Genomic DNA, 19848 nt, shown 5'->3' with positions numbered 1-19848 from the left:
TGGCGCCGGGCTGGCGGCGGTGATGCTGCTGAGCGCGGCCCCTGGTGGGCCGCAGACGGGTTGCTGCGGGGCAGACGACTACGTGACGTAGTCGCCCGTGGCCTCAGGCTGGAACTGAATGCCTTCGACAACGGCCGCGCACTCTTCGCCATGCGGCGTGTGCCACGTGGCAACATCCCCCACCTTCAGGCCCAGCAGGCTGATGCCCACGGGCGACAGCACCGAAATGAAACCCGCAGCCGGTTCTGCGTCTTGCGGGTAGCAAATGGTGAGCACCTGGCGCCGGTGGGTGTGCACGTCCACCAGTTCCACGCGGGAATACATGGTGACCACGTTGGCCGACACGGCGCGCGAGTTGGTGATGTCTGCATTGGCAAGCAGATCGTCAAGAACAGCGGGGAGCTGGTGGCCCACCAGCTTGGTCAGGCGCGAATAGTCCAGGTCGGTGAGCGTGCGCTCGCCGTGAACGACAACAACAGCTTCATGCATGAAAGCACTCCATCAAATGCGGCTGTCGCCCCGTGTGAACAAGACGGCCGCTACCGCGCGAGGCTGGTGCCCGGCGGTGGATGGTTGCGCTGAAAGAGGATGGGGAGAGAGGGTGCCGCCGGGCTTATGAATGTGCTGGCGTCAGCTGACGACGCGCATTCTTCTTTGCTGCCGCTCGCGCGACAGCCGCTGCGTGGAGCAGCGCAGCCAAGGCGGCAAAAGTGCAAAGAAGGAGAGTCGTCATGCGGCTGAGTCTAAGCCGCGTAGGCGGTTTTGGGCTGAATGGCCCCAGGGTTCTTGCCAGATAGCAGGCGCAGAATACTCATTTTTTGATAGCTGCTAGCGATTACCCATCAATCGCTGGGGCTCTATTCGAACCATATCTCCAACGGGTGTGTCGTGTCACGGAGGGCATCGTGCTGCGACAGTACCTCGCCGCGCAGCTGATGGTTGCCTGTGTTGCCTATGTCGACAGCAGGCCTCGCGGACCACGGTCGCAGCCTCCCGGCCAGGAGGATCTCAACACGGTGTGCTAGGTCCTTTCCAGAGCCAAAAAACCTGGTTATTGCGTATTGCCGTGGTAGATGCTCGGGCAATACCGCTCCATCAGAGATTGCGGCTTCAGCGGAGGTGTGAAGCCGAATTGCGCATACAGACCATGTGCGTGACCCGTCGCCAGACTGAAGCGCCGAAGATCTTGCAAGTGCAGGTCCGCCAAGACGGGACCCAGGATGGCCTTGCTGTATCCGTTACCTCTGTGGCCAGGCAAGACGAAAGCATCCAAAAGGTTTGCGAAGGTGGCTAAATCAGAGACAACTCGCGCAAAAGCCACTTGCCTATCGCCAACGAACCCGCCGAAGCAAAGGGAATTGTCAATCGCCCGCTGAACAAGAGGGCGAGGAATCCCTCAGGCCCAACTGGAGTGCTTACTGAGGAACTCGTGAATCAGCGAGACATCGAGTTCTGACTTGTTCGTAGTGATACGCAGCATCATGTATTTGCTCAAGCGAATAGCGTCTACCAAATGTAAGCGCGTCTCAGGAAAACTCTCGTTTTTATAGCTTCCAGCGCTTACCCACCAAGCGCTGGAGCCGAATTTCATTCAAATTTTCTGTCCCAAAGCTGTCTCACAGCTTGGCAATCGACACCTCCGTGGACTTGACCAGCGCGACCACGTCGGAACCGACGATGAGGCCCAGGTCGTCCACCGAGCGGGTGGTGATGACCGAGGTGACAACGCCCCAGGGCGTCTCGACATCGACCTCGGAGACGACGTCGCCGCGAATGATTTCGCGGACCTTGCCCTTGAACTGGTTGCGTACGTTGATGGCTTGAATGGACATGGGGTTCTCCTTGAATAGTCCGTTGAAAAAGAGGTCAGAGAAAGAAAAACAAGCAAACGAAAAGAGAGAGAGAAATCAGACCGCCCAGCGCAAGCCATGCGCAGGCACGCCGGGCCAGGAAACCTCGTGCGCAGGCTCCCCCTCGGGCTTTTGCAGCACCCGGTCGAGGATGCGTTTCTCGATGGCGGCAAACGCGGCGTCGCCATGTGCACGCGGGCGTGGCAGGTCGATGCGCTGGTCCAGCGCGATCTGGCCGTCTTCGATCAGGATCACACGGTCGGCCAGGGCCACGGCCTCTTGCACGTCGTGGGTGACCAGCAGCGCGGTGAAGCCGCTGCTGCGCCACAGGCCTTCGATGAGGCGGTGCATCTCTATGCGGGTGAGCGCATCCAGCGCGCCCAATGGTTCATCGAGCAGCAGCAGGCGCGGGTCGTGCACCAGCGCACGCGCCAGGGCCACGCGTTGGCGCTGACCGCCGGACAGGCGCGCGGGCCACTCGGTCAACCGATCACCCAGGCCCACGCGGGCCAGCACGTCGGCGGCTGCGCCACGCTGCGCGGGCGGCAGGCCCAAGGCCACGTTGTCCTGCACGCGCTTCCAGGGCAAGAGGCGCGAGTCCTGAAACATGATGCGGGTGTCACCGCTCAGGCCTGCAACGTCCTGGCCATCGAGGCGGATCGCGCCGCCGGAGACAGGTTCAAGCCCCGCCACCAGGCGCAGCAGTGTGCTCTTGCCGCAGCCGCTGCGGCCCACAATGGCGACGAACTGGCCGGGTTCGATGACCAGTTCGGTCTTCTTGAGCACGTCGCGCGTGCCGTAGCGTTTGTCCACGCCGCGCACTTCCAGGCGCACGCCTTGGGGTTGTGGAGATGTATTAGTGGTCAAAATGGCCTCCCGCGCTTATATATCAATCGCTAGCAGCTATAAAAATGTGAGTAATCTGACACAGGACCTTGCTGAGGGCGTGGCCCCATGCGAGGGACGCAGAGCAAGAGCCGCACCGCAGCGAGTGCGTCGTCCCCCTGCCCGCGAAGCGAGAGCGGGGGGAAGGCGCGCAGCGCCTCAGGGGGTGTCACGCCTGGTATCCGGGATGCCACCTCAGCCAGTAGCGCTCCAACCCCTTGGCGAAGACGTCGGCCAGCTTGCCCAGCAGCGCATACAGCAGGATGCCCACGAGCACGATGTCGGTCTGCAGGAACTCCCGCGCGTTCATCGTGAGGTAGCCGATGCCCGCCTGCGCCGAGATGGTCTCGGCCACGATCAGGATCACCCACATCAAACCGAGCGAGAAGCGCAGCCCCACCAGGATGCTGGAGAGCGCCCCGGGCAGGATGATCAGCCGGTAGAGCTGCCAGCGGCCAAGGCCATAGGTGCGGCCCATCTCGATCAGCCCCGGATCCACATTGCGGATGCCGTGAAAGGTGTTGAGGTAGATGGGGAAGAACACCGACACGCTGATGAGGAACAGCTTGGCCGATTCGTCGATGCCGAACCACAGGATCACCAGCGGGATCAGCGCCAACGCAGGGATGTTGCGCACCATCTGGATGGTGGAGTCGAGCAGCGTTTCGAACAGCTTGACCGAGCCGGTGAGCAGGCCCAGCGCCAGACCCAGGCCGCCGCCAACGGCAAGCCCGGCCAGCGCGCGGCCCGCGCTGACCTGGACGTGGGTCCACAGCTCGCCCGAAGCGGCCAGCGTCCACGCGGCCTTGACGACCTCGAGCGGTGCAGGCAACACGCGGGTAGACAACCAGCCCTGTGACGATGCGATTTGCCACAGCGCGATGAGGCCGATGGGCACGGCCCAGGGCAAGAGGCGCTGTGCGACGCTGGCGAGAAAGCGGGCCACGGGTGCGGGCAAAAACGGCCCTTCGATGGGCAGGTCCACGGCGTCGGCCACCGGGGATACCTGCAGTTCTCTTGCGGTGTGTGTCATGGAGAGTTCCGGTTCGGGGACAAGTCAGCTTTGCGACGCGCGCGGCACAAAGTCATTGGCCACGGTTTCGCCAAACGGGCCCAGCGGGTTGCCAAACAAGGGATTGCCGCTGGCCAGCTGGTTGCGCAGCGGCAGGGGCAGCAGCGGGAACACCAGCTCGGCAAAGCGGTAGGCCTCGTCCAGGTGCGGATAGCCCGACAGCACAAAGGTGTCCAGCCCCAGCGCTGCGTATTCCTCAATGCGCGCAGCCACGGTCTGCGGGTCGCCCACCAGGGCGGTGCCTGCACCGCCACGCACCAAGCCCACGCCGGCCCACAGATTGGGGCTGATTTCCAGGTCCTTGCGGCTGCGCTTGGCACCACCAGCGTGCAAGGCGGCCATGCGGCGCTGGCCTTCGGAGTCCATGCGCGCAAACACGGCCTGGGCGCGCACCACGGTGTCGTCGGCCACATGGCTGATGAGTTCTTCGGCAGCGGCCCAGGCCTGCTCATCGGTCTCGCGCACGATGACGTGCAGGCGGATGCCGAACTTCACTGTGCGGCCATGTTTTGCAGCGCGCGCACGCACGTCGGCCACTTTCTTGGCGACTTCCGCCGGTGGCTCGCCCCAGGTCAGGTAGGTCTCGACCTGCTCGGCCGCCAGGTCGTGTGCGGCGGGCGACGAGCCGCCAAAGTACACGGGCGGGTGGGGCTGCTGCAGCGGCGGAAAGAGCAGCTTGGCCCCTTTCACCGAGAGGTGCTGGCCTTCAAAGTCCAGGCTCTCGCCCCGGTGGCTGCGCGCCAGAATCTCGCGCCAGATGCGGATGAACTCGGCCGACTGTTCGTAGCGCGTGGCGTGGTCCAGGAACACGCCGTCGCCCTCCAGCTCGGCCTGGTCGCCGCCTGTGACCAGGTTGATGAGCAGGCGCCCGCCGGACAGGCGATCGAACGTGGCCGCCATGCGCGCAGCCAGCGCGGGCTGGTGCAGGCCAGGGCGCACGGCCACAAGAAACTTGAGGTTGCGCGTGACGGGCAGCAGGCTGGCCGCCACCACCCACGGGTCCTCGCACGAGCGGCCAGTGGGGATGAGCACGCCTTCGTAGCCCAGGCTGTCAGCCGCCACTGCTACTTGCTTCAAGTAGTCGTGGTTGAGCTGGCGCGCGCCTTTGGCGGTGCCCAGGTAGCGGCTGTCGCCGTGGGTGGGGATGAACCAGAAAATTTTCATGAATGCCTCGGAATAGATATGGGTTGGATGCGGTGGATGTGGCGGAGGTGACTCAGGGCTTGGAGGTGGCAGCGGCCAGTTGCGCAGCCGCAGGTCGCCACACGATGTCGGCCACGTTCACAGGCTTGGGAATCAGGCCGAGCTTGAAAAACGCATCGGCCACACGCTGCTGGTCAGCCACGGTGGCGGTGCTGAGCAGGCCCACGGGTGACGACGGACGGCGCTGGATGAACAGGCTCACCACGCCAACGTCCAGGCCGCTGAAGTCGGCAATGAGCTTGATCGCGTCCTTGCGCGCCTCTTGCGCCAAGCGGTCGGCGCGGCTTAGTTCTTCAAACAGCACGCGCAGTACCTGGGGATGGGCCTGCACGAAGGGGCGGGCCGCCAGGTAGAAGGAGTTGTTGCTGCTGGCCAGGTCGCGCCCCGTGGCCAGCACGCGGGGCTGGATGGCCAGCTCGGTGGCGGCGTAGAACGGGTCCCAGATGGCCCAGGCGTCCACGCTTTTTCGCTCGAACGCGGCGCGCGCGTCGGCCGGGGCCAGGTACACGGGCTGGATGTCGGCCCACTGCAGCCCTGCCTTTTCGACTGCGCGCACCAGCAGGTAGTGGGCGCTGCTGCCCTTTTGCACGGCAATGCGGCGGCCCTTGAGATCGGCCAGCTTGCGCAGGGGCGAATCGTTGAGTACCAGCAACGCCGAGCTATCGGGCTTGGGCGGCTCGGCGCCGACGTACAGCAGGTCTTTGCCAGCGGCCTGGGCAAACACGGGGGGCGAGTCGCCAGTCAGGCCGAATTCGAGGCTGCCGACCGACAGCGCCTCCAGCAGCTGCGGCCCGGCCGGGAACTCCAGCCAGCTGATTCGCGCGCCTGGAAAGCGTTTTTCCAGCACGCCCTGCTGCTTCAGGATGACGAGGTTGACGGCCGACTTCTGATAACCAATGCGCAGTTGCTCAGGCCCTTGCACGACGGCGCTTTGCGCGTGGGCATAGCGGCTGGCCAGCGCCCAGCTGAAAGCGGTAACGCCCAGCAGCTGCAGTGCGCGGCGGCGCTCGGAGTTGATGGTGGGGTGGGTCATGGCGATGTGTCCTTTCGTGGCCCGGGTCACAGCAGATCCACCGGCGCGGCGTGTAGCAGGTTGAGTTTTTTGGGGATGAGCTTGAGGTCGAAGAAGGTGTCGGCAATCGCCTGCTGCTCAGCCAGGATCTCGCGCGTGACGGGCGCGGTGCCGAAGCGGGCGCGGCTCAGGTACAGGTCGGTGATGGATTTGTCCAGGCCCAGCACGACCGACAGCTCGGCCGCCGCGGCCTCCTTGTTTTTGGAGGCCCAGGTGTCGATGGTGTTGACTTCTTCGATGGCAATGCGCAGCACGTCGGCGTTCCTGGTGGCGAAGTCGCGCGAGGTGAAGTAATAGGCGCGGTTGTTCACCACGCCCGTGGCGTCGGCCAGCAGGCGCGCATCGAGCTGCTTTTGTGCTGCGGCGAGGAAGGGGTCCCAGATGATCCAGGCATCGATCGCGCCGCGTTCAAACGCGGCCCGCGCGTCGGCCGGGGCCAGGAAGATGGATTGCACGTCGCCGTATTTCAGGCCGTGCTTCTCCAGCAGCTTGACCAGGAAGTACTGCACGTTGGAGCCCTTGTTGTAGGCCACGCGTTTGCCTTTGAGGTCGGCCACGCTGCGGATGGGCGAACCGCTGGGAACGATGACCGCCTCCAGTGCGGGGCGCGGCACGGTGGCACCGGCATAGACCAGCGGCGCGCCAGCGGCCTGGGCAAAGATGGGCGGGGCCTCGCCCACGTCGCCGAAGTCGATGGAGCCGACATTGAGGGCTTCGAGCTGAACGGGGCCCGCGTTGAACTCGGTCCAGGTCACCTTCACACCCAGCGGGGCCAGGCGCTTTTCGAGCGTGCCACGGCCCTTGAGGATGGAGAGCCAGCCCTTTTGGTGGCCCACGCGCAGCACGCGGCCAGCGTTTTGCGACCAGGCCTGGGGCGTTGCGACTGTTGCGGTGCTGGCAGCAACCGCAGCCAGCAGTTGGCGGCGTTGCAGGGAAAAGCGGTTCAGTTCGTTCATGGTGCGGATTCCAGATTCAAAACAGTTGTGGGATGGGCGACCGGGCTGGGTTGGGTTGGCAGCAGGCGGCACACCGCCCTGCCCGCGCACCCGGCGCAGCAACAAAATCAAAATAAAGAGGACGAAGGGGGAGAAAGGCTGGCGCTGGCACCACGGCAGGGCCGCAGCGCCAGGCCGTTGTCAGACGCTACATCGCACCTGCGAGAACGGAACCGGCGCAAACCGCGTGGCCTGGGCGGGCGATGGGCGCAGGGTTTCGGTCACGAGCACATTTACCGCGTCGTCCAGCCGCGTGGCGATGTCGGGCTGCAGGTGGTAGCTGCCCTCGGGCGTCAGCGTGACCTGGGCATCGGTGGCGTAAATGCCCGGGAGGATGCTTTTGGCGCCCAGCGACTGCAGCACGGGCCGCAGCGCGTAGTCGAGCGCCAGCATGTGGTGCGGGCTGCCGCCCGTGGCCAGGGGCAGCACGACCTTGCCCTTGAGGGCCGTTTGCGGCAGCAGGTCCAGAAACACCTTGAGCACGCCGCTGTAGGCCGCCTTGTAGACCGGGGTGGCCACCACCAGCACGCTGGCATCGGCCACCTGGTCGATGGCATGCACCACCGTGGGGTGGCCAAAGTCGGCCAGCAGCAGCGCCTGGGGCGAGAGGTCGCGGATGTGGATGCGGTCCACCAGCGCACCGCGCACCGAAAGGCGCTGGGCCACGGCATCCAGCAAGGCGGCGGAGCGGGAACGCTCGGAGGGGCTACCGGCGATGAGAAGGGCTGACATGTGATGCGATTCCAGAGGGCGTGGCAATACCAGCGCCACCGTGGATCCGGCTTTGCCGGGCCAGGGGTGGCGCCCCTTGAGGGGAGGCGGCCGCAGGCCGCTTCGGGGTGAACTTATTTCCGCGTGTAGATCTGGTCAAAGCTCGCGTTGTCCGCAAAGTGGTCCTTGGCCGCCTTGTCCCAGCCACCGAACGCGTCGTTGATGGTGAACAGGTTCAGCTTGGGGAACTGCTTGGCGTACTTGGCCTTGGCTTTGTCAGACACGGCGGGGCGGTAGAAGTGCTTGCCCGCAATGTCCTGGCCTTCTTCTGTGTAGAGGTACTGCAGATAGGCCTCGGCCACGGCACGGGTGCCCTTCTTGTCCACGTTCTTGTCCACCACCGACACGGCGGGTTCGGCCAGGATGGAGATCGAAGGCGCGATCACGTCGAACTTGGTGCCGAACTCCTTTTCGAGCAGGTAGGCCTCGTTCTCCCAGGCGATCAGCACGTCGCCCTGGTTGCGCTGAGCGAAGGTGATGGTGGAGCCACGCGCGCCGGTGTCCAGCACGGGCACGTTGCCATACAGCTTGGCCACGAAGTCCTTGGCCTTGGCGTCGCCACCGTACTTGCGCTTGGCGAATTCCCACGCGGCCAGGTAGTTCCAGCGCGCGCCGCCCGAGGTCTTGGGGTTGGGCGTGATCACCTTCACATCGGCGCGCACCAGGTCGTCCCAGTCCTTGATGCCCTTGGGGTTGCCCTGGCGCACCACCAGCACGATGGTCGAGGTGTAGGGCGAGCTGTTGTGTGGCAGGCGCTTTTGCCAGTCCTTGGGAATCCAGCCGCCGTTGGTGTGCAGCGCATCGGTGTCGCCCGCCAGGGCCAGCGTGGCCACGTCGGCGTCCAGCCCGTCGATGATGGAGCGTGCCTGCTTGCCCGAGCCGCCGTGGCTTTGCTTGATGGTCACGTCCTGGCCGGTCTTGGCCTTCCAGTGCTTGGCAAACGCCTGGTTGAACTCCACGTACAGCTCGCGGGTCGGGTCGTACGACACATTGAGCAGCGTCACAGACTGTGCAAACGACGGCAATGCCGTCAGGGCCAAACTGCCCACCAGGGCGGCGGCGAAGGGAAACTTGATAAAGTCGCGGCGAAAGTTCATGGGAGGGCCTCTTTTGTGAATGTGTTGCGGTGCAAATCACCGATGGAACGCATTCTGGAAGGCCCTCTTCAAAACTGGAACTACTGAGATTTCAGTTCTTAATATCCAAATCATCTGAGCGAAGCCTTTTTCGCTCGCCCCCACTACAAGGAATTCCCATGGCACGCACCGTTCAATGCATCAAGCTCGGCAAGGAAGCCGAAGGCCTCGACTTCCCCCCCTACCCCGGCGAACTGGGCAAACGCATCTGGGAAAGCGTGAGCAAGGAAGCCTGGGCTGGCTGGCTCAAGCACCAGACCATGCTGGTCAATGAAAACCGCCTGAACCTGGCCGATGCGCGCGCCCGCCAGTACCTGGCGCGCCAGATGGAAAACCATTTCTTTGGCGGCGGCGCTGACGCTGCGGCGGGATATGTCCCGCTTGGCGCGTGACGCAGCGCAACGCACCCTGGAGCGGTTCGCGGTAAAAACCGCCTTCCCTTTCCAACAGGCCGGCGCCACGCCGGCCTTTTGCCGTTCTCATGACTGAACCCATCGAGTGGCTGCCGGACGGCACCCCCTACAGCCCCCGCTTCGGCGACCGCTACCACAGCGAAAACGGCGGCCTCACCCAGGCCCGCCGGGTGTTTCTGCACGGCTGTGGTTTGCCCGACGCCTGGGCGGGGCAGCCGCAATGGCGCATTCTGGAGACCGGGTTTGGCTTTGGCCTGAACTTCCTGGTGACCTGGGCCGCCTGGCGGGCCGACCCCGCGCGGCCCACGCTGCTGCACTTCGTATCGACAGAAGCCTGGCCCGTGAGTGCCGGCGACCTGCTGCGAGCCACCTCGGTCCACCCCGAGCTGGCGCCGCTGGCTGAGGCATTGCACCGCCAGTGGTGGGGCCTGCTGCCGGGCGTGCACCGCCTGCGTTTTGATGACGGCCGGGTGCTGCTCACCCTGTATGTGGGCGACACCCAGGCCATGCTGCGCCAGCAAAACCTGGTGGTAGATGCCGTCTACCTCGACGGCTTCAGCCCCCAGCGCAACCCCGAGATCTGGGACCCGCACACCCTGAAAGCCGTGGCGCGCTGCTGCCGGCGCGGTACACAGCTCGCCACGTGGACCATCGCACGCGCCGTGCGCGATGCCCTGGCGCAATGTGGCTTTGAAGTGAACCGCGTGCCCGGCGTGCCGCCCAAGCGCGACAACCTGCACGCCACCTACAACCCACGCTGGGAGCCGCGCACCACGCGCCAGCCTGTGGCCACGCCCGAGCCCGCCCTGCCCGGCCCCTGCATCGTGATCGGCGGCGGCATTGCAGGCGCCGCCACCGCCGCCAGCCTGGCCCGGCGCGGCTGGCAGGTCACAGTGCTGGACCAGGCCCCCGAGCCCGCCGCAGGCGCATCGGCCCTGCCTGCCGGGGTGTTTGCGCCCCATGTGTCGCCCGACGACAGCGTGCTGTCGCGCCTGTCGCGCAGCGGCATCCGCACCACGCTGGAGCAGGCCCGCTGGCTGCTGAGCGAGGGCGTGGACTGGGACCCTTGCGGCGTGCTGGAGCATCGCACCGATGGCACGCCCGGCCTGTCGCCCGATTGGGACCAAGGGCCAGGCGCCGCCTGGAGCGAGCCTGCGTCCCCCGCCGCCCTGGCTGCCGCTCAGCTACCGCCCGATGCCACGGCCTGCTGGCACCACCAGGCAGGCTGGGTGCGCCCTGCCCGCCTGGCCACGGCCTTGCTGGCGCAGCCCGGCATACGCTGGCAAGGGAGGTGCCAGGTGGCACAGCTACGACGCGCAGAGCCCCCCGCCGCCGATGACCACCCGGCCACCACGGTCTGGCAGGCGCTGGACGCCCAGGGCCAGGTGCTGGCCGAGGCACCCACAGTGGTCATTGCGGCGGGCGCTGGCAGTCTGGAGCTGCTCAACCACCGCTGGCCTTTGCAGCCGGTTCGGGGGCAGGTGTCGTGGGGGGACCATGCAGACCCTGCGGCGCCGCTGCTGCCGTTTCCGGCCAACGGCAACGGCAACCTGGTGCCCCGCTTTCCGCTCGGCGGCGATGCGGGTGGCCGCCAGGGCTGGGGTTGGGTAATGGGCTCCACGTTTGAGCGGGATGTGCAGGCCCTGCCGCCCAGCGCCGCCGACGTTCAGGCAGCCCATGCCACCAACTGGGGCAAGTTGCAGGCACTGCTGCCCGCAATTGCACCGCAATTGGCGCCCGCGTTCCACCAAGGGTCGCTCGCTCCCCCCACCGCAGCGTCAGAACCCGAAGGGGGGCTAGCAGCGCCGCCTGCCCTGAAAACCTGGGCCGCCGTGCGCTGCACCGCACCGGATCGCCTGCCCATCGTCGGCCCTGTGGACGCCACGGACCTTCCGGGCCTGTGGGTCAACACCGCCATGGGCGCGCGGGGGCTGACGCTGGCGCTGCTCTGTGGCGAGTTGCTGGCAGCCCGCCTGCAAGGCGAACCCCTGCCGCTGGACGCCAAGCTGGCCAGGGCGCTGGGTACCGAGCGTCTGTAAACGCCGAAAACGCGTAAAAAACCGCGCCCACACTTGCTTATAAGCAAATTGACATATCAGCAGAGCGAAACAATAGTTTGCTTCCATAAGCCTCTCCCCTACATTCGCACCCATGCATGAATTGGCGTTTGTTTTTGCGGGCTTTGCGGTCGGGCTGATTGTGGGCCTGACCGGCGTGGGCGGTGGCTCGCTGATGACGCCGATCCTGATTTTCTTCTTTGGCATCAAGCCCCACATGGCCGTGGGCACCGACCTGCTGTTCGCGGCCTTCACCAAGATGGGCGGCACCGTCAGCCTGGCCCGCCAGCGCCTGGTGCCTTGGAAAGTGGTGGGCCAGCTTTGCGCAGGCAGCATTCCGGCCGCGTTGCTGGCGCTGTGGGCGCTCAAGGTGATGGGCCCGGCCAGCAGCACCGCGCAGCGTGTGATGACCACCACCCTGGGTTTTGCCCTGCTGCTGACGGCAGCGGCCACGCTCTATAAGGTGGTGGCGTTTTCTGCCCAGCGCCAGGCGGCCGAAGCCGCAGCCCGCAAGAGCCACACGGGCGACCCCACACGCCCTCGCCACTGGAGCCTGCCTGTGCTGATGGGTGCCGTCATCGGTACGCTGGTCACCTTTACCTCGGTGGGCGCGGGCGCCATTGGCGTCACGGTGTTGCTGCTGGTCTACCCCATGCTGCCCCTGCCGCGCATCATTGGCGCCGACATTGCGTATGCCGTGCCCCTGACCTTGGTGGCGGGCCTCGGCCACGCCTCGCTGGGCTCGGTGGACTGGCCTTTGCTTGCACAATTGCTGGCTGGCTCGCTGCCGGGCATCTGGCTGGGCTCGCGCCTGGTGACCCGCACGCCCGAGCGCCTGATTCGCTCCATCCTCTCGCTGTTGCTCGCCTGGGCGGGCTTCAAACTGATCTTGATTTGAGTTGCACGCACTGAACTGCACTGACCACGATGTACCAATACACAGAATTCGACCGACAATTTGTGCAACAGCGGGCACGGCAATTCCGTGACCAGCTCACGCGCTGGCAGACCGGCAAGCTGCCCGAAGACAACTTCCGCCCACTGCGCCTGCAAAACGGCTGGTATGTGCAGCGCTACGCCCCCATGCTGCGCGTGGCTGTGCCTTACGGCGAAATCGCCAGCCGCCAGCTGCGCGTGCTGGCCCAGATCGCCCGCGAATACGACGAACCCGAAGCGGCCGTCTTCAAGGCCGCCATGGAAGGCCAGGGCAAGCTGGGCACCACCTTCCTGCCCAAGAACTGCGCCCACTTCACTACCCGCACCAATGTGCAGTTCAACTGGATTCCGCTGTCCAAAAGTGCGGATGTGATGGACCTGCTGGCCACTGTGGACATGCACGGCATCCAGACCAGCGGCAACTGCATCCGCAACACCACCACCGATGCCCTGGCCGGCATTGCCGTGGACGAGATCGTGGACCCGCGCCCCTATGCGGAAATCATCCGCCAGTGGACCACGCTGCACCCCGAGTTCGCTTTTTTGCCACGCAAGTTCAAGATCGCCATCAGCGGTGCCAAGGACGACCGCGCCGCCACGGGCTGGCACGACGTGGGCCTGCACCTGCTCAAGAATGAGCAGGGCGAGATCGGCTTCAAGGTGTTTGTGGGCGGTGGCATGGGTCGCACGCCGGTGATTGGCACCGTGATCCGCGAGTTCCTGCCCTGGAACCAGATCATGAATTACATCGAGGCCATCGTGCGCGTGTACAACGAGCACGGCCGCCGCGACAACAAGTACAAGGCCCGCATCAAGATTTTGGTCAAGGCCGAAGGCCAGCAGTACATCGACGATGTGGAAGAAGAGTACCGCCAGATCGTCGAGATCGACGGTGGCCCCCACACCATTCCGCAGGCTGAGTTTGACCGCGTGGCGGCCTGCTTTGTGACGCCGAAGCTGGCCAACATTGCCGATGTGCCCCCCTCAGCACTGCAGGCATCGCTGGACGCCCTGGCGGCAGAGCACGTAATGTTCGGCCGCTGGCTGCAGCGCAATGTGCACCCGCACCAAAACCCGCAACTGCGCGCCGTGACACTGTCGTTCAAGCGCCCCGGCCAGTCGCCGGGTGATGCCACCAGCGAACAACTGATCGCCCTGGCTGACCTGGTGGACAAATACTCCGCCGGAGAAGCCCGCGTGACGCACGACCAGAACGTGCTGCTGCCCTGGGTGCACGCCAGCCGCCTGTTTGACCTTTGGCAAGAAGCCAAGGCCCTGGGCCTGGCCAGCGCCAACGTGCAGCTGCTGACCGACATGATCGCCTGCCCCGGCGGCGACTTCTGCGCGCTGGCCAACGCCCGCTCGCTGCCCATTGCCGAGGCCATCACCCAGCGCTACCAGGACCTGGACGAGCTGGACGACATCGGCGAGATCGACCTGCACATCAGCGGCTGCATCAACAGCTGCGGCCACCACCACAGCGGCCACATCGGCATCCTGGGCGTCGATAAAGACGGCAAGGAGTGGTACCAGGTGACGCTGGGTGGCTCCGATGGTTCCGACCTGTCGGGCGCTGCCGTCGCGGGCAAGGTGATCGGCCCCTCGTTCTCGGCCGCCGAAGTGCCCGACGTGATCGAGGCGGTGCTCAGCACCTACCGCGACCTGCGCGAAAGCGGCGAGACCTTCCAGAACACCGTGCGCCGCACCGGCCTGGACCCGTTCAAGGAAGCCGCCAAGCTTGCCCGCCACAAAGACGAAACCCTGGCCACGGCCTAAGAGGCTGAGAGTCTTTTTCCTATGCCCGCCATGCACGCCAAAACACCGCTGCTCATCGTTGCAAATGCGCGCCATGGCCCGAGCTATGGCTGTGCTTTGCGCCTCGATCAGCGGCGTTTTGACACACCTTTCGGGCACTGGCAAAAAACTCCCAGCCTCTGAAGCCGCCCTGCCACCGAAATCCGAACGATGATGAACCTGACACTTCTTGCATCCCACGAACACCAGCCCCCGGCGGAAGGCGACGCCCGCGTGGTGGCGTTGGCCAACGATGCCGACGCCACAGCCCTGCCGCTGGAAGGCGTGGAACGCGTGGACCTGCACTTCCCCAACTTCACCGATGGCCGTGCGTTCAGCCAGGCCTTTTTGCTGCGCCGCCGCCGTGGCTTTGCTGGCGAAATCCGCGCCACGGGTGATGTGCTGATCGACCAACTCGTGCAAATGCAGCGCACGGGCTTTAGCAGCGCGGTGCTGGCCGAGGGGGTGGATGCCGCCGATGCCCAGCGCCAGTTTGAACTGTTCCCAGGCTTCTACCAGGGCGACGCCGTCAATCCCCAGCCGCTGTTTGCCCACCGCGCCGCCGCCTGAGAACCCAACCCACAAGCCCTGCACCATGAGCCAAATCGATCTCGCACGCATCAACGCCGACCTCGGCCGCAACGCACCAGACCTTGTGGCCTGGGCGCTGGGGCTGGGCCAGCCCGCCATCGTCACCACCAACTTCCGCCCCTTCGAGGCAGTGATCCTGCACATGGTCACGCAGGTCAACCCTGATGTGCCGGTGGTGTGGATGGACAACGGCTACAACACCGAAGCCACCTACCGCTTTGCCGACGAGGTGACAAAGCAACTGGGCCTGAAGCTGCAGATCTACCTGCCACGCCGCTCACGCGCGCACCGTGAAGCCGTGGAAGGCGCCACCCCCGCGCTGGATGACCCACGCCACGCAGCCTTTACCGAAGAAGTGAAGCTGGAACCCTTTGCCCGCGCCCTGCGCGAAACGGCGCCCAAGGTCTGGTTCACCGCTCTGCGCGCCACCGACACCGCCGTGCGCGCCCAAATGGACCCGGTCAGCATCAACCCCGATGGCCTGATCAAGGTCGCGCCGCTGCTGCACTGGTCGTCCAAGGAGCTGCACGAATACTGCGTGAAGCACGGCCTGCCCAACAACTTCGACTATGTGGACCCCACCAAGGGCGAAGACAACCGCGAGTGTGGCCTGCACCTGGCCCACTGACCCCAGGCCCGACCATGAACGCCCGCACAGACTCAGCGCTGCTTGAGAAAACCAACAACATGAGCTACCACCTCAACAACTCCCACCTGGACGCGCTGGAAGAAGAAACCATCTTCATCCTGCGCGAAGTCGCCGCCGCCTTCGAGCGCCCCACCCTGCTGTTCTCGGGCGGCAAGGATTCGCTGGTCATGCTCAAGTGCGCCGAAAAAGCCTTTGGCGCGGGCCGCATCCCCTACCCGCTGCTGATGATCGACACGGGCCACAACTTCCCTGAAGTGACGGACTTCCGCGACTTCCGCGCCAAGGAGCTGGGCGCCGACCTCATCGTGCGCAGCGTGGAAGACTCGATGGCGCGCGGCACCGTGCGCCTGGCCCACCCGGGCGAGTCGCGCAACGTGCACCAGTCGGTCACGCTGCTCGAAGCGATTGAAGAGTTCCGCTTTGACGCGCTGATCGGCGGCGCCCGCCGCGACGAAGAAAAGGCCCGCGCCAAAGAGCGCATCTTTTCGCACCGCGACAGCTTTGGCCAATGGCAGCCCAAGGCACAGCGCCCCGAGCTGTGGACACTGTTCAACACCCGCCTGCAGCCAAACGAGCACTTCCGCGTGTTCCCCATCAGCAACTGGACCGAGCTGGACGTGTGGCAGTACATCGACCGCGAGCAGATCGCCCTGCCCAGCATCTACTACACCCACAAGCGCCAGGTGGTGGACAAGAAGGGCCTGTTGATGCCGGTGACCGAGCTGACACCGCCGCGTGAAGGCGACGTGGTCGAGACACGCGACGTGCGCTTTCGCACCGTGGGCGACATCACCTGCACCGCACCGGTGGAGAGCACCGCCGCCACCCCGGCCGAGATCGTCATCGAGACCCTGGCCGCCGACGTGAGCGAGCGCGGCGCCACCCGCATGGACGACAAGACCAGCGATGCCTCGATGGAAAAGCGCAAGAAAGACGGGTACTTCTGATGACCACTATGAATTCGATAGCTTCCAGCGCAATCCCTACAAGCGCTACAGGGAAAAATGACCATATTTCCGCGCTCAAGTTCATCACCTGCGGCAGCGTGGACGACGGCAAGAGCACGCTGATCGGCCGTCTGCTGGTGGACAGCAAGGCCGTGCTGCAGGACCACCTCGCCGGGGTGCAGCGCCAGGGCGAGACCGACCTGGCGCTGCTGACCGACGGCCTCAGCGCCGAGCGCGAACAGGGCATCACTATCGACGTGGCCTACCGCTACTTCGCCACCGAAGAGCGCAAGTTCATCATCGGCGACGCGCCCGGCCACGAGCAATACACCCGCAACATGGTCACGGCCGCATCGAGCGCTGATGCAGCCGTGGTGCTGGTCGATGCCACCAAGCTCGACTGGAAGAACCCCGGCCTGGCCCTGCTGCCCCAAACCCGCCGCCACAGCCTGCTGGCCCACCTGCTGCGCGTGCACTCGCTGGTGTTTGCCGTCAACAAGCTCGACGCGGTGGAAGACCCCGCGCTGGCGTGGCAGCACATCCAGGGCGCGTTGCAATCCTTTGCCCAAGCGGCAGGCATCACCGTGCGCGCCATGGTGCCGGTGTCGGCCCTCAAGGGCTGGAACGTGGTGGACGCCCATGCGGGCTGGTGCGGCTATGACGGCCCCACGCTGCTTCAGGTGCTGGAAGCACTGCCCAACACCCCCGCAGACTCAGCGCTGGCACCGGCCTTCCCGGTGCAGTGGGTCGAGAAGTTCTCGTCGTCCTCCGACACCTCGCAAGGCCGCCGTGTGTTCTGGGGCCGCGTGGCTGCGGGCAGCTTTGCGCCCGGCACCGCTGTACAGATCTTCCCCAGCGGCCAGCTGGCGACCGTGGCGCAAGTGCTGGACCATGCCCGTCGCCCCAAGGACGTGCCCGCAGGCACCAGCGCCGGCATCATCCTGGACCGCGAGGTGGATGTCTCGCGGGGCGACTGGATTCTGGCGGCGCCTGCCGTCGCCACCCCCGCCGAAGACGACTTCGACACGCCCGCCAGCGTGCCTGCATGGCCCGCCAGCCGCGAGCTGCGCACCACGGTGGCCTGGATGGACGACGAGCCCCTGGTCGCAGGCCGCGTGTACTGGGCGCTGCACGGCCACCGCTGGGTCAAGGCCAAGGTGAAAGCCGTGGTGCACAAGCTCAACATCAACACGCTGGCCGAAGAAGCCGCCACCCAGCTGGACCCCAATGCCATCGGCCATGTCGACCTGCTGCTGCAAGAGGCGATTCCGGCCGCCCCCTTTGGCAAAGCCCGGGTGCTCGGATCGCTGATCCTGGTGGACACCGCGAGCCACAAAACGGCCGGTGCCGTGCTGGTCAACTGATCTAGATCAGCGCCCGGAACCCCAGTCACCCCATCGGGGTGAGGGACCCTGTAACCAAAGGTCGGTGAAAGCTTCTAAAATTGAGGGTTTTCACCGACCCACACAACTCCTGTCATGACCCACGTCGTCTCCGAAAACTGCATCAAGTGCAAGTACACCGATTGTGTGGACGTGTGCCCCGTGGACTGCTTCCGCGAAGGCCCGAACATGCTTGTCATCGACCCCGATGAATGCATCGACTGCGCCGTCTGCATCCCCGAATGCCCGGCCAACGCCATCTTTGCCGAAGAAGATCTGCCGGCCGACCAGATTGCTTTCATCAAGCTCAACGCCGACCTGGCCTTTGCCGACGGCTGGAAGAGCATCACCAAGCGCAAGCCGGCGCTGCCCGACGCCGACGAATGGAACGGCAAGCCGGGCAAGGTCAACGAACTGGTCAAGTGACCCCCCTGAGTCGCTTCGCGCCATCCCCCAAGGGGGACGCCACCAGTGGCCTGGCAAAGCCAGTTCCACGGTGGAACAGGTCTTTGGCAGCGCCAGTTTCGGGCGCTGTGCGCGTGGCTTGAGCATGATTCAAGAAACCGACGCTGTCGTCATCGGCGCGGGGCCCGTGGGCCTGTTCCAGGTCTTCCAGCTGGGCCTGCAAGGCATCACAGCCCATGTCATCGACGCCCTGCCCCATGCGGGCGGCCAGTGCGTCGAGCTGTACGGCGACAAACCCATCTACGACATCCCGGGCATCCCGGTCTCCACCGGGCGTGAGCTGGCCGCTTTGCTGCTTCAGCAGATTGCGCCGTTCAAGACCCAGTGGCACCTGAACACGCTGGTGTCCGCACTCACCGTGCAGGCCGATGGGCGCCTGCTGGTCGAAACCTCCCAGGGCGCACAACTGCTGGCCCGCACGGTGTTCATTGCTGCCGGTGTGGGCGCCTTTGTGCCACGCACGCTCAAGGTGGACGGCATCGAGCGCTTTGTGGGCGCCCAGGTCCACTACCAGAACCTGCCCGCCACGGCCCACGTAGCCGGGCTCCATGTGGTCGTGCACGGCGGCGACGAGCCCGCCGTGGCCCGCGCCGTGGAACTGGCCGAGCAAGGCCAGGCCGCACGCGTCAGCCTGCTGCACCGCCGCGATGTGTTTCACGCCCCGAATGCTCTGCTGCAGCGCCTGCAGCAACTGCGCGATGCGGGCCGAATCCATGTCGAGTCTGCGCAGATCACCGGCATTGAAACCGCTGGCGACCAGCTGACGGCCTTGCAGGTGGTGGACGCCGATGGCAGCACCCGCGCCCTGGCGCTGGACCTGCTGGTGGCCGTGCTGGGTATCTCGCCCCGCCTCGGGCCCATTGCGGACTGGGGTTTGGCCATGGACCGCAAACAGCTGGTGGTGGACACCGAAGCCTTCCGCACCAGCGTGCCCGGCATCTACGCCGTGGGCGACATCAACACCTACCCCGGCAAACGCAAGCTCATCCTGTGCGGCTTCCACGAAGCCACGCTGGCGGCTTTTGGTGCGGCCGAGGTGCTCAAGGGCGACAAGGTGGCGCTGCAATACACCACCACCAGTCCACGGCTGCACCAGTTGCTGGGTGTCGCACCGTTATCGGCACCTTCTGCCGCCGTGTAGTCCCGGCGGGCCAGGGTTCGTCACTTCGTGCCCAAACGACGCGCCCACAAATAAGCACAAAATGTCCAAAAGGCGCGCAAGCGCCCGGCACGATGGTGTCTCCATCCACCCACCAGGAGCACGCCATGAGCCAACAACCCCTTCAATCCATCTGGGACGCCTACACCGCGTCGTGGAAGACCGATTCGGTCGCGGACCGCACAGCCCTTTTTACCCAGTCCCTCGACCCCGCCTGCACCTACAACGACCCGCTGGCCACAGCCCAGGGCTGGGACCAATTGACGGCCTACATGGACAACTTTCACAGCCAGGTGCCCGGCGGGCATTTTGTGACCCACTATTTCGCCAGCCACAACCAGCAGAGCATCGCCAAATGGAACATGGTGGATGGCAGTGGGCAGGTGATCGGGGAAGGCGTGAGCTACGGCCGGTACAACGACCAGAACCGTCTAGTGGCCATGACCGGTTTCTTTGAAACCCCTTGAACCG

Annotated in this window: 21 protein-coding genes; 11 read left to right on the top strand and 10 right to left on the bottom strand. The window is 65.3% G+C overall.

Going from position 1 to position 19848, the window contains the following annotated elements; translation table 11 throughout:
* Nucleotides 1-78: 78 nt before the first annotated feature.
* The 10 genes from AC2YJX_RS20090 to AC2YJX_RS20045 form a co-directional block, all read right to left on the bottom strand.
* Nucleotides 79-489, bottom strand: a complete 411-nt coding sequence (locus tag AC2YJX_RS20090) for a GreA/GreB family elongation factor (protein ID WP_487257077.1) — start codon at nt 487-489, stop codon at nt 79-81.
* Nucleotides 490-1051: 562 nt separating this feature from the next.
* Nucleotides 1052-1366, bottom strand: a complete 315-nt coding sequence (locus AC2YJX_RS20085) for a GNAT family N-acetyltransferase (protein ID WP_353848481.1) — start codon at nt 1364-1366, stop codon at nt 1052-1054.
* 250 nt (nt 1367-1616) lie between these two features.
* Nucleotides 1617-1832 carry a TOBE domain-containing protein gene (locus AC2YJX_RS20080; RefSeq protein WP_055393898.1) on the bottom strand — a complete coding sequence of 72 codons (216 nt, stop codon included), beginning with the start codon at nt 1830-1832 and terminating at the stop codon, nt 1617-1619.
* A 75-nt stretch (nt 1833-1907) separates the two neighbouring features.
* Complete coding sequence (locus AC2YJX_RS20075) at nt 1908-2717, bottom strand: ATP-binding cassette domain-containing protein (RefSeq protein WP_487257076.1); 810 nt, start codon at nt 2715-2717, stop codon at nt 1908-1910.
* Between the two features lie 187 nt (nt 2718-2904).
* Nucleotides 2905-3768, bottom strand: a complete 864-nt coding sequence (ssuC, locus tag AC2YJX_RS20070; protein WP_487257075.1) for an aliphatic sulfonate ABC transporter permease SsuC — start codon at nt 3766-3768, stop codon at nt 2905-2907.
* A gap of 24 nt (nt 3769-3792) precedes the next feature.
* Entirely contained in the window at nt 3793-4971 is a 1179-nt protein-coding gene (gene ssuD, locus AC2YJX_RS20065) for an FMNH2-dependent alkanesulfonate monooxygenase (RefSeq protein WP_487257074.1), read from the bottom strand.
* A gap of 52 nt (nt 4972-5023) precedes the next feature.
* Entirely contained in the window at nt 5024-6043 is a 1020-nt protein-coding gene (locus AC2YJX_RS20060; protein WP_487257073.1) for a sulfonate ABC transporter substrate-binding protein, read from the bottom strand.
* A 26-nt stretch (nt 6044-6069) separates the two neighbouring features.
* Nucleotides 6070-7038 carry a sulfonate ABC transporter substrate-binding protein gene (locus AC2YJX_RS20055; RefSeq protein ID WP_487257072.1) on the bottom strand — a complete coding sequence of 323 codons (969 nt, stop codon included), beginning with the start codon at nt 7036-7038 and terminating at the stop codon, nt 6070-6072.
* A 180-nt stretch (nt 7039-7218) separates the two neighbouring features.
* Nucleotides 7219-7809 (bottom strand): NADPH-dependent FMN reductase, encoded by a 591-nt coding sequence (gene ssuE, locus AC2YJX_RS20050; RefSeq protein WP_121506677.1) that lies wholly within the window; start codon nt 7807-7809, stop codon nt 7219-7221.
* Nucleotides 7810-7922: 113 nt separating this feature from the next.
* The gene (locus tag AC2YJX_RS20045; RefSeq protein ID WP_121506678.1) at nt 7923-8945 is read right to left on the bottom strand and encodes a sulfate ABC transporter substrate-binding protein; all 1023 of its coding nucleotides are present in this window, start codon (nt 8943-8945) and stop codon (nt 7923-7925) included.
* A 158-nt stretch (nt 8946-9103) separates the two neighbouring features.
* Between AC2YJX_RS20045 and AC2YJX_RS20040 the strand changes: the two genes are divergently transcribed.
* The 11 genes from AC2YJX_RS20040 (at nt 9104) to AC2YJX_RS19990 (ending at nt 19844) form a co-directional block, all read left to right on the top strand.
* On the top strand, nt 9104-9376 hold the full coding sequence (locus tag AC2YJX_RS20040) for an oxidative damage protection protein (RefSeq protein WP_487257071.1): 273 nt from the start codon (nt 9104-9106) through the stop codon (nt 9374-9376).
* An 89-nt stretch (nt 9377-9465) separates the two neighbouring features.
* Complete coding sequence (gene mnmC, locus AC2YJX_RS20035; RefSeq protein WP_487257070.1) at nt 9466-11436, top strand: bifunctional tRNA (5-methylaminomethyl-2-thiouridine)(34)-methyltransferase MnmC2/FAD-dependent 5-carboxymethylaminomethyl-2-thiouridine(34) oxidoreductase MnmC1; 1971 nt, start codon at nt 9466-9468, stop codon at nt 11434-11436.
* Nucleotides 11437-11548: 112 nt separating this feature from the next.
* On the top strand, nt 11549-12352 hold the full coding sequence (locus AC2YJX_RS20030) for a sulfite exporter TauE/SafE family protein (RefSeq protein ID WP_055393880.1): 804 nt from the start codon (nt 11549-11551) through the stop codon (nt 12350-12352).
* Nucleotides 12353-12381: 29 nt separating this feature from the next.
* Nucleotides 12382-14166: a nitrite/sulfite reductase gene (locus AC2YJX_RS20025; RefSeq protein WP_176885708.1), complete on the top strand. Its 1785-nt coding sequence runs from the start codon at nt 12382-12384 to the stop codon at nt 14164-14166.
* A gap of 192 nt (nt 14167-14358) precedes the next feature.
* The gene (locus AC2YJX_RS20020; RefSeq protein WP_370460173.1) at nt 14359-14754 is read left to right on the top strand and encodes a DUF934 domain-containing protein; all 396 of its coding nucleotides are present in this window, start codon (nt 14359-14361) and stop codon (nt 14752-14754) included.
* A gap of 25 nt (nt 14755-14779) precedes the next feature.
* Entirely contained in the window at nt 14780-15403 is a 624-nt protein-coding gene (locus tag AC2YJX_RS20015) for a phosphoadenosine phosphosulfate reductase domain-containing protein (RefSeq protein ID WP_121506681.1), read from the top strand.
* 14 nt (nt 15404-15417) lie between these two features.
* The gene (gene cysD, locus AC2YJX_RS20010) at nt 15418-16371 is read left to right on the top strand and encodes a sulfate adenylyltransferase subunit CysD (protein WP_487257069.1); all 954 of its coding nucleotides are present in this window, start codon (nt 15418-15420) and stop codon (nt 16369-16371) included.
* Entirely contained in the window at nt 16371-17735 is a 1365-nt protein-coding gene (locus tag AC2YJX_RS20005) for a sulfate adenylyltransferase subunit 1 (protein WP_055393872.1), read from the top strand. The genes cysD and AC2YJX_RS20005 overlap by 1 nt, the downstream gene beginning before the upstream one ends.
* A gap of 114 nt (nt 17736-17849) precedes the next feature.
* The gene (gene fdxA / locus AC2YJX_RS20000; RefSeq protein ID WP_055393870.1) at nt 17850-18179 is read left to right on the top strand and encodes a ferredoxin FdxA; all 330 of its coding nucleotides are present in this window, start codon (nt 17850-17852) and stop codon (nt 18177-18179) included.
* Nucleotides 18180-18303: 124 nt separating this feature from the next.
* Nucleotides 18304-19359 carry an NAD(P)/FAD-dependent oxidoreductase gene (locus AC2YJX_RS19995; RefSeq protein ID WP_487257068.1) on the top strand — a complete coding sequence of 352 codons (1056 nt, stop codon included), beginning with the start codon at nt 18304-18306 and terminating at the stop codon, nt 19357-19359.
* A 125-nt stretch (nt 19360-19484) separates the two neighbouring features.
* Nucleotides 19485-19844, top strand: coding sequence for a nuclear transport factor 2 family protein (locus tag AC2YJX_RS19990; protein ID WP_487257067.1), 360 nt, complete (start codon nt 19485-19487; stop codon nt 19842-19844).
* Nucleotides 19845-19848 lie beyond the last annotated feature (4 nt).

The sequence above is a fragment of the Acidovorax sp. SRI_002 genome, assembly GCF_057586455.1.
This window is presented reverse-complemented; position numbering and strand designations above follow the sequence as displayed.

Coding starts and splice junctions, on each gene's coding strand:
- AC2YJX_RS20090 (WP_487257077.1), bottom strand. CDS start 489: ATGCATGAAGCTGTTGTTGTCGTTCACGGCGAGCGCACGCTCACCGAC.
- AC2YJX_RS20080 (WP_055393898.1), bottom strand. CDS start 1,832: ATGTCCATTCAAGCCATCAACGTACGCAACCAGTTCAAGGGCAAGGTC.
- ssuC (WP_487257075.1), bottom strand. CDS start 3,768: ATGACACACACCGCAAGAGAACTGCAGGTATCCCCGGTGGCCGACGCC.
- ssuD (WP_487257074.1), bottom strand. CDS start 4,971: ATGAAAATTTTCTGGTTCATCCCCACCCACGGCGACAGCCGCTACCTG.
- AC2YJX_RS20060 (WP_487257073.1), bottom strand. CDS start 6,043: ATGACCCACCCCACCATCAACTCCGAGCGCCGCCGCGCACTGCAGCTG.
- AC2YJX_RS20055 (WP_487257072.1), bottom strand. CDS start 7,038: ATGAACGAACTGAACCGCTTTTCCCTGCAACGCCGCCAACTGCTGGCT.
- ssuE (WP_121506677.1), bottom strand. CDS start 7,809: ATGTCAGCCCTTCTCATCGCCGGTAGCCCCTCCGAGCGTTCCCGCTCC.
- AC2YJX_RS20045 (WP_121506678.1), bottom strand. CDS start 8,945: ATGAACTTTCGCCGCGACTTTATCAAGTTTCCCTTCGCCGCCGCCCTG.
- AC2YJX_RS20040 (WP_487257071.1), top strand. CDS start 9,104: ATGGCACGCACCGTTCAATGCATCAAGCTCGGCAAGGAAGCCGAAGGC.
- mnmC (WP_487257070.1), top strand. CDS start 9,466: ATGACTGAACCCATCGAGTGGCTGCCGGACGGCACCCCCTACAGCCCC.
- AC2YJX_RS20030 (WP_055393880.1), top strand. CDS start 11,549: ATGCATGAATTGGCGTTTGTTTTTGCGGGCTTTGCGGTCGGGCTGATT.
- AC2YJX_RS20025 (WP_176885708.1), top strand. CDS start 12,382: ATGTACCAATACACAGAATTCGACCGACAATTTGTGCAACAGCGGGCA.
- AC2YJX_RS20020 (WP_370460173.1), top strand. CDS start 14,359: ATGAACCTGACACTTCTTGCATCCCACGAACACCAGCCCCCGGCGGAA.
- AC2YJX_RS20015 (WP_121506681.1), top strand. CDS start 14,780: ATGAGCCAAATCGATCTCGCACGCATCAACGCCGACCTCGGCCGCAAC.
- cysD (WP_487257069.1), top strand. CDS start 15,418: ATGAACGCCCGCACAGACTCAGCGCTGCTTGAGAAAACCAACAACATG.
- AC2YJX_RS20005 (WP_055393872.1), top strand. CDS start 16,371: ATGACCACTATGAATTCGATAGCTTCCAGCGCAATCCCTACAAGCGCT.
- fdxA (WP_055393870.1), top strand. CDS start 17,850: ATGACCCACGTCGTCTCCGAAAACTGCATCAAGTGCAAGTACACCGAT.
- AC2YJX_RS19995 (WP_487257068.1), top strand. CDS start 18,304: ATGATTCAAGAAACCGACGCTGTCGTCATCGGCGCGGGGCCCGTGGGC.
- AC2YJX_RS19990 (WP_487257067.1), top strand. CDS start 19,485: ATGAGCCAACAACCCCTTCAATCCATCTGGGACGCCTACACCGCGTCG.